13 protein-coding genes and 1 riboswitch are annotated in these 12556 nt (G+C 62.1%); of the genes, 12 read left to right on the forward strand and 1 reads right to left on the reverse strand.

Going from position 1 to position 12556, the window contains the following annotated elements:
- Window positions 1-2 precede the first annotated feature (2 nt).
- A riboswitch (cobalamin riboswitch) is annotated at window positions 3-206 on the reverse strand.
- Window positions 207-235: 29 nt separating this feature from the next.
- The gene (locus NKJ12_RS15540; RefSeq protein ID WP_352505864.1) at window positions 236-1435 is read right to left on the reverse strand and encodes a winged helix-turn-helix domain-containing protein; all 1200 of its coding nucleotides are present in this window, start codon (window positions 1433-1435) and stop codon (window positions 236-238) included.
- A gap of 336 nt (window positions 1436-1771) precedes the next feature.
- On the opposite strand from NKJ12_RS15540, the gene NKJ12_RS15545 reads away from it, so the two are divergent.
- The 12 genes from NKJ12_RS15545 to nuoI all read left to right on the forward strand — a co-directional run bounded on the left by NKJ12_RS15545 (window position 1772) and on the right by nuoI (window position 12355).
- Complete coding sequence (locus NKJ12_RS15545; RefSeq protein WP_023720750.1) at window positions 1772-2137, forward strand: NADH-quinone oxidoreductase subunit A; 366 nt, start codon at window positions 1772-1774, stop codon at window positions 2135-2137.
- Entirely contained in the window at window positions 2128-2709 is a 582-nt protein-coding gene (locus tag NKJ12_RS15550; protein WP_023670824.1) for a NuoB/complex I 20 kDa subunit family protein, read from the forward strand. Before NKJ12_RS15545 ends, NKJ12_RS15550 begins: the two co-directional genes overlap by 10 nt.
- Before the next feature lie 6 nt (window positions 2710-2715).
- Entirely contained in the window at window positions 2716-3255 is a 540-nt protein-coding gene (locus NKJ12_RS15555) for a hypothetical protein (RefSeq protein WP_352703631.1), read from the forward strand.
- On the forward strand, window positions 3252-3854 hold the full coding sequence (locus tag NKJ12_RS15560) for an NADH-quinone oxidoreductase subunit C (RefSeq protein ID WP_023720748.1): 603 nt from the start codon (window positions 3252-3254) through the stop codon (window positions 3852-3854). Before NKJ12_RS15555 ends, NKJ12_RS15560 begins: the two co-directional genes overlap by 4 nt.
- Window positions 3855-3875: 21 nt before the next feature.
- On the forward strand, window positions 3876-4253 hold the full coding sequence (locus tag NKJ12_RS15565; protein WP_352703633.1) for a four helix bundle protein: 378 nt from the start codon (window positions 3876-3878) through the stop codon (window positions 4251-4253).
- 66 nt (window positions 4254-4319) lie between these two features.
- A complete protein-coding gene (locus NKJ12_RS15570) occupies window positions 4320-5510 on the forward strand; it encodes an NADH-quinone oxidoreductase subunit D (RefSeq protein WP_254818103.1) in 1191 nt (396 codons plus the stop codon).
- Window positions 5511-6572 (forward strand): NADH-quinone oxidoreductase subunit NuoE, encoded by a 1062-nt coding sequence (nuoE, locus tag NKJ12_RS15575; protein WP_352703635.1) that lies wholly within the window; start codon window positions 5511-5513, stop codon window positions 6570-6572.
- A gap of 10 nt (window positions 6573-6582) precedes the next feature.
- Window positions 6583-7887, forward strand: coding sequence for an NADH-quinone oxidoreductase subunit NuoF (gene nuoF, locus NKJ12_RS15580; RefSeq protein WP_352703638.1), 1305 nt, complete (start codon window positions 6583-6585; stop codon window positions 7885-7887).
- A gap of 79 nt (window positions 7888-7966) precedes the next feature.
- Window positions 7967-8662, forward strand: a complete 696-nt coding sequence (locus NKJ12_RS15585; RefSeq protein WP_352703639.1) for a helix-hairpin-helix domain-containing protein — start codon at window positions 7967-7969, stop codon at window positions 8660-8662.
- Window positions 8663-8736: 74 nt separating this feature from the next.
- Window positions 8737-10818 (forward strand): NADH-quinone oxidoreductase subunit NuoG, encoded by a 2082-nt coding sequence (nuoG, locus tag NKJ12_RS15590; protein ID WP_352703641.1) that lies wholly within the window; start codon window positions 8737-8739, stop codon window positions 10816-10818.
- A gap of 2 nt (window positions 10819-10820) precedes the next feature.
- The gene (nuoH, locus tag NKJ12_RS15595; protein ID WP_292663045.1) at window positions 10821-11864 is read left to right on the forward strand and encodes an NADH-quinone oxidoreductase subunit NuoH; all 1044 of its coding nucleotides are present in this window, start codon (window positions 10821-10823) and stop codon (window positions 11862-11864) included.
- Window positions 11864-12355, forward strand: a complete 492-nt coding sequence (gene nuoI, locus NKJ12_RS15600) for an NADH-quinone oxidoreductase subunit NuoI (RefSeq protein ID WP_254818109.1) — start codon at window positions 11864-11866, stop codon at window positions 12353-12355. The genes nuoH and nuoI overlap by 1 nt, the downstream gene beginning before the upstream one ends.
- Window positions 12356-12556: the final 201 nt, after the last annotated feature.

Below are 12556 nucleotides of genomic sequence, written 5' to 3' on the forward strand. Positions count from 1 at the left end.
GGATTCTTATGTCCTAGACGGCAGGTCTCCTGGCTCGCGGGTCATCGCCTTGGTGCCGCCTTCCCGGGAATATCCCAGTGGTTTTCGGCCTTGGCTCGTCGCTTACAGTTGCGGGGACAGCCGCGGATTTGAAATCGAGATTTCGCACCGCATTCCCTCTTGGCCCCTGCCGTTGCGGGCAGGGGACCGTCTGAAACGGATTTAGGCTTGTGGAGGCAGTCGTGTCAACGCACGTCTATGACGCGGCGATATCTGCGAGCGGCCGGCCAAGGTCGCCGGCAGCCGTCACCGCGATGCGCTCAAGCCCGAGCCAGCCCTGCATCTGCTTCAATTCCTCGAAGAGTTCGGCAGCGGTTTGTGGCGGGGCGCCGGGCTCCGCATAGGCGGCATGGACGCGCAATACGCCGGCCGGACGGTCGGCCCTGAGGTCGACGCGCCCGACGATGCTGTCGCCGAGCAGGAACGGCAGCACATAATAGCCATACCGGCGCTTTTCGGCCGGCGTGTAGATCTCGATGCGGTAGTGGAAGTCGAACAATCGCTCGGTGCGCGACCGCTCGAAGACCACGGGATCGAACGGCGCAAGCAAGGCGCGCGCCTCGATCCTGCGCGGCAAACGGACGTTCTTATGGAGATAGGCTGTTTTGCTCCAGCCGTCGACGCTCACCGGCAACAGCTCGCCAGCCTCGACCAGCTCCTCGATGCGGCCCTTAATATCGGCGGGCGAGAGGCGGAAATAGTCGCGCAGGTCGCCTGCCGTGGCGACGCCATGGGCGCGGGCGGAGATGCGCAGCAATTCGCGGTGGGCGTCCTCGGGGCAGGGAACCGGTAGAGCGAGTATCGCGGGCGGCAGTACGCGCTCCGGCAGATCGTAGAACCGTTCGAAGCCGCGGCGATGCGCGGTGGTGATGCGGCCGGCCCAGAACAGCCATTCGAAGGCGTGCTTGGCATGGCTCCAGCCCCACCAGCCGCCCGAACCCTTCTGGCCTTCGAAAGCCGACGCCGCGATCGGGCCTCGTTCGGCGACCTCGCGATAGATGTCTTCGATATAGGCGGCGTGCTCGCGGCCCCATTTGGCCAGTCCGCTGTACATTTCCTCGCCGCGCTCGGCCCGCTGCATGCGCCAGCGCATCAGCGGATAGGTCTCGACCGGCAGGAAGGAGGCTTCGTGCGCCCAATATTCAAAGACCATGCGCTTGCGCGTTATGGCGGCGTCGTCGAGCAGCGCCAGCTTGTAGGGGCCAAGCCGCGAATAGAGCGGCATGTAGTGGGCGCGCACCACGGCGCTGACGGAATCGATCTGCAGCAGGCCGGTACGGGCAAGCACGCGGGCCAGATGTCGGCGGTCGGGTGTACCGGCGGGTCGGGGGTCATTGAATCCCTGTGCCGCCAGCGCGATGCGGCGGGCCATGCGAAGTGAGATTTTTTCCTTCATCAATGCGGGTATCCTGATGATGCCGGACAGAGAAGAGAATCTGTGATTCCGCGCCATGCTAGCAGGGTTTTGGCGGTATCCATGTCAGGAGAGAAAAGTGGAGTGAAAAGTGAAAGAAATCAAACAGGAGCGGATCTGACCAGTTTTCCCGGATATGCCGCCCAGTACCGCGATTTGAACAAGGTTTGACTTGCTTCGCCGAAAGCGCTGCGCTAACCCTCGCCGCGTTGCAGCATAGAGCCCCCTTAAAACGGTTCAGTGGTTAAACTGTCACGCTTCCGCAAGTGGGTCCGGTGCTGTAATCAGAGTGGATTGGCCGCCAACGGAAACTGCAGCATGAACGCACTTTTAGGTTCGTACCTGCCCATCGTCCTGTTCATCGGCGTGGCGCTGGTGGTCGGGCTGGCGCTGCTTGCCGCACCCTTCCTGGTGGCCTACCGCAACCCCGATCCGGAAAAGCTTTCGGCCTATGAATGCGGCTTCAACTCGTTCGACGATGCGCGCATGAAGTTCGACATCCGCTTCTACTTGGTGTCGATCCTGTTCATCATCTTCGATCTGGAGGTAGCCTTCCTGTTTCCTTGGGCGGTGTCGTTCAGCCAGATCGGCATGCTCGGCTTCTGGTCGATGATGGTGTTTTTGGCGGTGCTGACCATCGGCTTTGCCTATGAATGGAAAAAAGGAGCGCTGGAATGGGATTGAACGACAGTTCCGGCACGCTCGTCGCGCCGAAGCCCAAGGGCCTCATCGACCCCAACACCGGCAGGCCGGTGGGGTCCGACGATCCGTTCTTCCTGGAGATCAACAACGAGCTCGCCGACAAGGGCTTTCTCGTCACCTCGACCGAGGCGCTGATCACCTGGGCGCGCAGCGGCTCGCTGATGTTCATGACCTTCGGTCTCGCCTGCTGCGCGGTCGAGATGATCCATACCTCGATGCCGCGCTATGACTCCGAGAGGTTCGGTGTCGCGCCGCGCGCGTCTCCGCGTCAGTCCGACATCATGATCGTTGCCGGCACGCTGACCAACAAGATGGCGCCGGCGCTGCGCAAGGTCTACGATCAGATGCCGGAGCCGCGCTACGTCATCTCGATGGGCTCCTGCGCCAACGGCGGCGGCTATTATCATTATTCCTATTCGGTGGTGCGCGGCTGCGACCGCATCGTGCCGGTCGACATCTACGTGCCCGGCTGCCCGCCGAGCGCCGAAGCGCTGCTCTACGGCATCCTTCTGCTGCAGAAGAAGATCCGCCGCACCGGCACGATCGAACGGTAAATCGCCATGGATGAAGATCGGATCATTTATGGCAACCCTGAGCCTTGGCTGGATTTGATGTTCAAAACGTTCGAGCAGCGATTTGTAAAGACGGACTCCGGTTCGACGTTTTATTCGTCGGCGCTTTCAACAGACACGAAATTTGGTGCTGCTGGTGTTGGTGTCGACATCCGATTGGATGACTGGGAAGCTGAGCCGACAAGCGACCCACGAATAGTCTTTTATCACGGCGACGTGAGACTGCGATCGCTTGGCGATCGCACCAAGAATCTGATTGCTGAAATGTCGGCCAAGTTTCCCTCCGCCGCGTCTGGCCAGGGAGCGCCTGCCGAAAAGCTGTTTGTGGAATGCGTTGCTCTAAATGGCGACCCCGCCAATCTGGAAACCCGGCAGTTCGTTGGAAAGCTGTTTTTTGGCGAGCCGGGTGACGACAATGAATGTCAGGTTTTTTTGACCATTGATGCCGCCAGGGAGAGCGGTTGGTTTGGCGAGAAAGATCCGGATGACTCGCACAAGGTTCTAGGCTGGTTGGCGAGGCTGTCATGACCCAGGCGTTGAATGACCTCTCTACCTATCTCGGCGAGAAGCTGACCGGCCGGATCGGCGAGGCGGTGCTCGCCTATGGCGAACTCACCATCTCAGTCGAACCGCGCGACCTGATCGAGGTAGTGACCTTCCTGCGCGACGACCCGAAATGCCAGTTCATCTCGATCATCGACGTCTGCGGCGCCGATTACCCGTCGCGGGCAAAGCGCTTCGACGTCGTCTACCATTTGCTGTCGCCGAGGCAGAATATCCGCATCCGCATCAAGGTCCAGGCCGACGAAGAGACGCTGGTGCCGTCAATCACCGGCATATATCCCGGCGCCGACTGGTTCGAACGCGAAACCTACGATCTCTATGGCGTGCTGTTTTCGGGTCATCCCGATCTGCGGCGGATTCTGACCGACTACGGCTTCGAAGGCCATCCGCTGCGCAAGGACTTTCCGCTGACCGGCTTCGTCGAGGTACGCTACGACGACGAAGCCAAGCGCGTCATCTACGAGCCGGTGGAGCTCAAGCAGGAATTCCGCAATTTCGATTTTCTGTCCCCATGGGAAGGCACGGATTATGTTCTGCCGGGGGACGAGAAGGCAAAACAGTGAGTAGTGAGTAGTGAGTAGGAATTGGAAAAAAGGATCGAATCTTATCGCGACCTGAAGGTGTGGCAATCGGCGATGGTGCTTGCTGAAGATTGTTACCGCATCAGTAAAGGGTTTCCGAAGGAGGAGATCTACGGCATGACCTCGCAGATGCGCCGATCGACGGTTTCGATCGCAGCCAACGTCGCGGAGGGATACGGTCGAGAAAACAGAGGTTCGTTCGTTCAATTTTTGCGCATGGCGCAAGGTTCGTTGAAGGAACTGGAAACGCACATTTTGCTGGCATGCCGGGTTGGGCTGCTACGAAAAGACGATGAGATTGAACTGCTACTGCGATGCGAAGAGATTGGAAAAATGACGAGATCTCTTATCCGGACGGTGCAGGCCAAGCAGGCGGAATGAAGCAGGCATTGAGGTTGATGATCACTACTCACTACTCACTACTGACTCTTCGCCAGAGGCGCCTCCATGGCTGAAACCTCCGTCCGCAACTTCAACATCAATTTCGGCCCACAGCATCCGGCTGCGCACGGCGTTTTGCGCCTCGTGCTGGAGCTCGACGGCGAGGTCGTCGACCGGGTCGATCCGCATATCGGACTGTTGCATCGCGGCACGGAAAAGCTGATCGAGCACAAGACTTATCTGCAGGCGGTGCCTTATCTCGACCGGCTCGACTATTGCGCGCCGATGAACCAGGAGCATGCCTTTGCGCTCGCAGCCGAGCGGCTGCTCGGCATCGAGGTGCCGAAGCGCGGGCAGCTTATTCGAGTTCTCTACTCTGAGATCGGCCGCATCATGTCGCACATCCTCAATGTGACGACGCAGGCGATGGATGTCGGCGCGCTGACGCCGCCGCTGTGGGGCTTTGTCGAGCGCGAAAAGCTGATGGTGTTTTACGAGCGCGCCTCGGGCTCGCGCATGCATGCGGCCTATTTCCGGCCGGGCGGCGTGCATCAGGACCTGCCGCAGAAGCTGATCGAGGACATCGGCAAGTGGATCGACCCGTTCCTGAAGTCGATCGACGACCTCGACGCGCTTTTGACCGGTAATCGCATCTTCAAACAGCGAAATGTCGACATTGCCACCGTCTCCCTGGCGGACGCCTGGGCCTGGGGCTTTTCCGGCGTCATGGTGCGCGGCTCGGGTGCGCCGTGGGACCTGCGCAAATCGCAACCCTACGAATGCTATGCCGAGCTGGATTTCGACATTCCAGTCGGCAAGAACGGCGACTGTTTCGACCGTTATCTTGTACGCATGGAAGAGATGCGGCAGTCGGCGAAAATCATGCGCCAGTGCGTCGACCTGTTGCTCGGCAAGGAGGGCGGCGGGCCGGTGTCGAACCTCGACGGCAAGGTGGTGCCGCCGAAGCGCGCGGCGATGAAGCGCTCGATGGAAGCGCTGATCCATCACTTCAAGCTGTACACCGAAGGCTACCGCGTGCCGGCCGGCGAGGTCTATGCCGCGGTCGAGGCGCCGAAGGGCGAGTTCGGCGTCTATCTCGTCTCCGACGGCACCAACAAGCCCTACCGCTGCAAGCTGCGCGCGCCGGGCTTTGCGCATCTGCAAGCCATGGACTTTTTGTGTCGCGGCCACATGCTGGCCGACGTCACCGCCGTTCTCGGCTCCCTCGACATCGTGTTTGGTGAGGTCGATCGCTAAATGTCAGTCCGCCGTCTCGCAGAAGCCAGCCTCCAGCCAGCCTCCTTCGCCTTCAACCGGGCGAATGCGGCAGCGGCGAAGCAGTGGATCAAGAAATATCCGAAGGGGCGCGAGCAATCCGCGATCATTCCCTTGCTGATGCTGGCGCAGGAGCAGGAAGGCTGGGTGACCAAGGCGGCGATCGAGGCGATCTCCGACATGCTCGGCATGCCCTATATCAGAGGGCTGGAAGTTGCCACCTTCTATACGCAATACCAGCTCAATCCGGTCGGCAGCCGCGCCCATATCCAGGTCTGCGGCACCACGCCCTGCATGCTGCGCGGCTCGGAAGCGCTGATGGATGTGTGCCGCTCGAAGATCCATCACGACCAGTTCCACACCAACGACAAAGGCACGCTGTCGTGGGAGGAGATCGAGTGTCTCGGCGCCTGCGTCAACGCGCCGATGGTGATGATATTCAAGGACACCTATGAGGATTTGACGCCGGAGCGGCTTGCCGAGATCATCGACCTTTATGACGCCGGTAAGGGCGCCACGGTGGAACCGGGACCGCAAAACGGCCGCGTCACTTCCGAGCCGGCCAGCGGCCTGACGACCCTTAAGAGTGAAAAGGCGATCCTCAAGGCGACCCGCGACCGGGAAACCAGGGCCGCGACCAAAGCCGCCAAGGAAGCGGCGCCGGCGGCCGCTGCCGCAGCGCCGGTTCCGCCTGCTGCCGCGCCTGCACCGGCGCCAGTTGCGCCCTCGAATGCCAGCAAGCCGAAGACCGATGCGGTCGAGACCAGCCCGGCGCTGAAATCGCCGTCGGCGACAAAAGTCGCGCCAGCGGCGGAGAAGGCGGCGAGCGTTGCAGCGCCTCTGCATTCGGCCGCCAATGCCAACAAGGCCGAGCCGCAGGTCGAGGACGTCTCGAAACAGCGCAAAGGCTCCAAGAACAAGGCCGAGCCGGCGTCTGCTTTCAAAGCGCCGGAGGCCAAGGTTAAACCGGCGAAGGCTGCCGCCGAAGCGGCCAAGCCGTCGCCCGGAAACGGGAGCCGGCCGACCGGCAAGAAGCCGGTCTGAGGAACGAGCAATGCTTCAGGACAGAGACCGCATCTTCAACAACATCTACGGCCGCTTCGACAAGTCGCTGGCCGGCGCCATGGCGCGCGGCGCCTGGGACAACACGCCCGGCATCATCGCCAAGGGGCGCGAGTGGATCGTCAACGAGATGAAGGCATCGGGCCTGCGCGGCCGCGGCGGCGCCGGCTTCCCGACCGGGCTCAAATGGTCGTTCATGCCCAAGCAGAGCGACGGCCGGCCGAGTTATCTCGTTGTCAATGCCGACGAGTCCGAACCCGGCACCTGCAAGGACCGCGATATATTGCGCCACGATCCGCATACGCTGGTCGAGGGCTGCCTGATCGCCGGCTTCGCCATGGGCGCGGTCGCCGCCTACATCTATGTGCGCGGCGAGTTCATCCGCGAGCGCGAGGCGCTGCAACTCGCCATCGACGAGGCCTATGCGGCCAAGCTGATCGGCAAGAACAACACCTCCGGCTACGATTTCGACATCTACATGCACCATGGTGCCGGCGCCTATATCTGTGGCGAGGAAACGGCGCTGCTCGAAAGCCTCGAAGGCAAGAAAGGCCAGCCGCGGCTGAAGCCGCCGTTTCCGGCCAATGTCGGCCTCTATGGCTGCCCGACGACGGTCAACAATGTCGAGTCCATCGCCGTGGCGCCAACCATCCTGCGCCGCGGTGCGGCCTGGTTCTCGTCCTTCGGCCGGCCCAACAATGCCGGCACCAAGCTGTTCTGCATCTCCGGCCACGTCAACAATCCGTGTACCGTCGAGGAGGCGATGTCGATCCCGTTCCGCGAACTGATCGAGACGCATTGCGGCGGCATCCGCGGCGGCTGGGACAATCTGCTGGCGGTCATTCCGGGCGGCGCCTCGGTGCCGTTGGTGCCGGCCGAGCAGATCATCGACGCGCCGATGGATTTCGATGCGCTGCGCGACCTGAAATCGGGCCTAGGCACCGCGGCTGTCATCGTCATGGACAAATCGACCGATGTCGTGAAGGCGATCGCGAGGCTGTCCTATTTCTACAAGCACGAGAGCTGCGGCCAGTGCACGCCCTGCCGTGAGGGCACGGGCTGGATGTGGCGGGTGATGGAACGGCTGGTGCGCGGTGAGGCGCAGAAGCGCGAGATCGACATGCTGCTCGACGTGACCAAGCAGGTCGAGGGCCACACGATCTGCGCTCTGGGCGATGCGGCGGCATGGCCGATCCAGGGCCTGATGCGGCATTTCCGTGGCGAGGTGGAGCGGCGCATCGACGAGTTTTCGCGCAACGCACACCGCGCCGAACCGGTGCTGGCGGCGGCGGAATAGAAGAATTCAAAAAATGCGGGCGAATGCCCGAAACGAGGAAACGAGCGCGGGGCAGACGGAAACGACCAGGAGACCACCTATGTCGCTGTTTTCGATACCCGACGATTTGACGCCAGATGGGGACCCGTTCTTGAAGATGAACCAGGACCTGACCAGGACAATGCCGAAGGAGATGGCCAGCGCCGTCAATCTCCTGGCGCATCCTGTCGCCGGCGCGGCGGCGATGACGGCACTCGGCATCGGGCTTGCCAACCACGCCTTTGGCGTCTGGATAGGCGTGCTTTCAGGCGTGGCCGAGACCTCGCAGCGGCTTTGGCAGCCGGTCACCGAGGATTTCGAGGCCCGGACCGAACGCGTTTCCGCGACCGGCAAAACCTCCTCGACCAAGGCGCGCGCAGCCACCAAAACCCTGATTGCCGAGGCGCAGTCCTTCGCCAATGACGTGACCGACATTGCGACAAGCACTGCGGCGCGGAGCGTGGCGAATGCGAGCACCGTTGCAGCGGACGCATCGGCCGGGCTCATGCCGGAAGATTTCAAGCAGCCCAAGCCGATGGACCGGCCAGCCGTGCCCGTCGACCTCAAGGCAATATCGGGCATCGGGCCGAAACTGGAAAAGGTGCTGAACGGCCTTGGCATCTGGACATACGCCCAGATTGCCGCGTGGACGCCGCAAGAGATCGCCTGGGTCGAAGATTACCTGTCGTTGAAGGGCCGTATCGGCCGTGACGGCTGGATCGGTCAGGCGGCCGCATTGGCCGAGGCCAAAAATTGAATTCAATATCGTGCGCGGCGTCGGCTGCGCACGGAAGGAAAGATTGCGGAACGTCCGCAGGGGTTTGAGGCGAAATGGCAAAGCTCAAGGTCGACGGGAAAGAGATCACTGTACCCGACCACTACACGCTGCTGCAGGCGGCCGAGGACGCAGGTGCGGAAGTGCCGCGCTTCTGCTTCCATGAGCGGCTGTCGATCGCCGGCAATTGCCGCATGTGCCTGATCGAGGTGAAGGGCGGCCCGCCCAAGCCGCAGGCGTCCTGCGCCATGGGCGTGCGCGACCTGCGCCCCGGTCCAAATGGCGAGCCGCCGGAAATCTTCACCAACACGCCGATGGTCAAGAAGGCCCGCGAAGGCGTGATGGAATTCCTGCTGATCAACCATCCGCTGGACTGCCCGATCTGCGATCAGGGCGGCGAGTGCGATCTGCAGGACCAGGCGATGGCGTTCGGCGTCGATTCCTCGCGCTACCACGAGAACAAGCGGGCGGTCGAAGACAAGTATATCGGGCCGCTGGTCAAGACGATCATGAACCGCTGCATCCATTGCACGCGCTGCGTCCGCTTTACCACCGAGATTGCCGGCATATCGGAGCTTGGTCTGATCGGCCGCGGCGAGGATGCCGAGATCACCACCTATCTCGAAAGCGCGATGACTTCGGAACTGCAGGGCAATGTCATCGACCTTTGCCCGGTCGGCGCGCTGACCTCCAAACCCTACGCCTTCCAGGCACGCCCTTGGGAACTGACCAAGACAGAGTCGATCGACGTGATGGACGCCGTCGGCTCGGCCATCCGCGTCGATAGCCGGGGCCGCGAAGTGATGCGCATCCTGCCGCGTACCAACGAGGCGGTGAACGAGGAGTGGATTTCCGACAAGACCCGCTTTATCTGGGACGGCCTGCGCACGCAGCGCCTCGACCGGCCCTATGTGCGCAAGGACGGCAGACTGGCCCCCGCAAGCTGGGCCGAGGCTTTTGCCGCGATCAAGGAAGCGGTGTCGAATGCCGCACCCGAAAAGATCGGCGCCATTGCCGGCGATCTCGCAGCCGTCGAGGAGATCTACGCGCTGAAGCTTCTGATGGCTTCGCTCGGCTCGAGGAACACCGACTGCCGCCAGGACGGTGCCGCACTCGATCCGTCGCTCGGCCGGGCGAGCTATGTCTTCAACCCGACCATCGAAGGCATCGAACAGGCCGATGCAGTGCTGATCATCGGCGCCAATCCGCGCTTCGAGGCATCCCTGCTCAACGCCCGCATCCGCAAGCGCTGGCGGGCCGGCAATCTGCCGGTCGGCGTCATCGGCGATATCGGCGATACGCGCTATGATTACGAGCAGCTCGGCGCCGGGCCGGAATCGCTGAAGGATCTGGCCGACGGCAACGGCAAGTTCTTCCAGCTGCTGAAGAAGGCGACGCATCCGCTGATCATCGTCGGACAGGGTGCGCTGGCGCGTCCGGACGGGACGGCCGTGCTCGGCCAGGCGGCGAAGCTCGCCGTCGCCGTCAACGCCGCTAGGGCCGACTGGAACGGCTTTGCCGTGCTGCACACCGCCGCGGCACGCGTCGGCGGCCTCGATGTCGGCTTCGTGCCGGGCGAGGGCGGCAGGAATGTCGCCGGCATGCTGGGCGAGACCGACGTGCTGTTCCTGCTCGGCGCCGACGAGATCGACATGGCAAAGATCGGCGGCGCTTTCGTCGTCTATATCGGCACGCATGGCGACAAGGGCGCGCATCGCGCCAACGTCATCCTGCCGGGCGCCGCCTATACCGAGAAGTCGGGCACCTTCGTCAACACCGAAGGCCGCGTGCAGCAGACCAACCGTGCCGGCTTCGCGCCCGGCGAAGCGCGCGAGGACTGGGCGATCCTTCGGGCACTGTCGGATGTGCTCGGCAAGAAGCTGCCGTTCGATTCGCTGCAGCAACTGCGCGCAAAGCTCTATGCGCAATACCCGCATCTTGCCCGCGTCGACCATGTCGCGGCCGGCGACCCGGCCGACATCGCCAGGGTGGCCAAGCTCGGCGGTCGGCTGAACAAGGGCACCTTCACCTCACCGGTCAAGGATTTCTACCTGACCAATCCGATCGCGCGGGCTTCCGCGGTGATGGCCGAATGCTCGGCTTTGGCGAAAAACGGCTTCAGGCAGGCGGCGGAGTAGATATGGACACCTTCTTCTCCTTTTATGTGCTGCCGGCGCTGCTGATCCTTTTGAAGTCGGTCGTGCTGATCGTCGTTCTGTTGATCTTCGTCGCCTATGTGCTTTACGCAGACCGCAAGATCTGGGCGGCGGTGCAATTGCGCCGCGGACCGAACGTCGTCGGCCCGTGGGGCACGCTGCAGGCCTTCGCCGATCTGCTGAAATTCGTCTTCAAGGAACCGGTGATCCCGTCCGGCGCCAATAAGGGCGTTTTCCTGCTGGCGCCCTTGGTGTCGGCGGTGCTGGCGATCTCTGCATGGGCGGTCATACCGGTCAATGAAGGCTGGGCGATCGCCAACGTCAATGTCGGCATCCTCTATGTCTTCGCCATCTCCTCGCTCGAGGTCTATGGCGTGATCATGGGCGGCTGGGCGTCCAATTCGAAATACCCGTTCCTTGGCGCGCTGCGCTCGGCGGCGCAGATGGTGTCCTACGAAGTCTCGATCGGCTTTGTCATCGTCACCGTGCTGCTTTGCGTCGGCTCGCTCAACCTGTCCGACATCGTCCTGTCGCAGCAGGACGGGCTGGGCACGCGGCTCGGCCTGCCCAACACCTTCCTCGACTGGCATTGGCTGTCGCTGTTCCCGATGTTCATCGTCTTCTTCATCTCGGCGTTGGCCGAGACCAACCGTCCGCCCTTCGACCTCGTGGAAGCCGAATCGGAACTCGTCGCCGGCCACATGGTCGAATATTCCTCGACGCCGTTCCTGTTGTTCTTCCTCGGCGAATATGTCGCCGTCGTCCTGATGTGCGCGCTGGCCACCATCCTGTTCCTTGGCGGCTGGCTGCCGCCCTTCAACTTCGCGCCGTTCACCTGGGTGCCGGGGCTGATCTGGTTCGTGCTCAAGGTCTGCCTGGTGTTCTTCATGTTCTCGATGGTGAAGGCGTTCGTGCCGCGCTACCGCTACGACCAGTTGATGCGGCTCGGCTGGAAGGTCTTCCTGCCGATCTCGCTGTTCATGGTGGTCGCCACCGCCGCTTTCCTAAAAATCACGGGGTTTGCCTGATGTCTGCATTATCCCAGGCCGCCAAGTCACTGCTTTTGCAGGATTTCGTCGGCGCTTTCTTCCTATCGATGCGCCAGTTCTTCGCGCCGAAGGAGACGATCAACTATCCGCATGAGAAGGGACCGGTCAGCCCGCGCTTCCGCGGCGAACATGCGCTGCGCCGTTATCCGAACGGCGAGGAACGCTGCATCGCCTGCAAATTGTGCGAGGCGATCTGCCCGGCGCAGGCCATCACCATCGAAGCCGGCCCACGCCGCAATGACGGCACGCGGCGCACCGTGCGCTACGACATCGATATGGTGAAATGCATCTATTGCGGCTTCTGCCAGGAAGCCTGCCCGGTCGACGCCATCGTCGAGGGGCCGAATTTCGAGTTCGCGACGGAGACGCGCGAGGAACTTTATTACGACAAGGACAGGCTTCTGGCCAATGGCGACCGCTGGGAGCGTGAGCTGGCGCGCAACATCTCGCTGGATGCGCCTTACCGCTGATATTTGATGCATGAACGGGGCGAGGGCCTCGTTCAGAGGATGATCCCGAAAAGTTGCAGACTTTTCGGACAAGATCATCCTCCGGAATGAAAGAGTGTCGCATGTTTTCTTTTCGATCGGGTCTTTCAACCCGATCGGAACATGCGATAGGAACACGCAACTTGCCGACCGGAGGCGGTGGCAAAAAACAGGACGAACGTC

This window comes from Mesorhizobium sp. M0195 (genome assembly GCF_040322115.1).
Classification (GTDB): Bacteria; Pseudomonadota; Alphaproteobacteria; order Rhizobiales; family Rhizobiaceae; genus Mesorhizobium.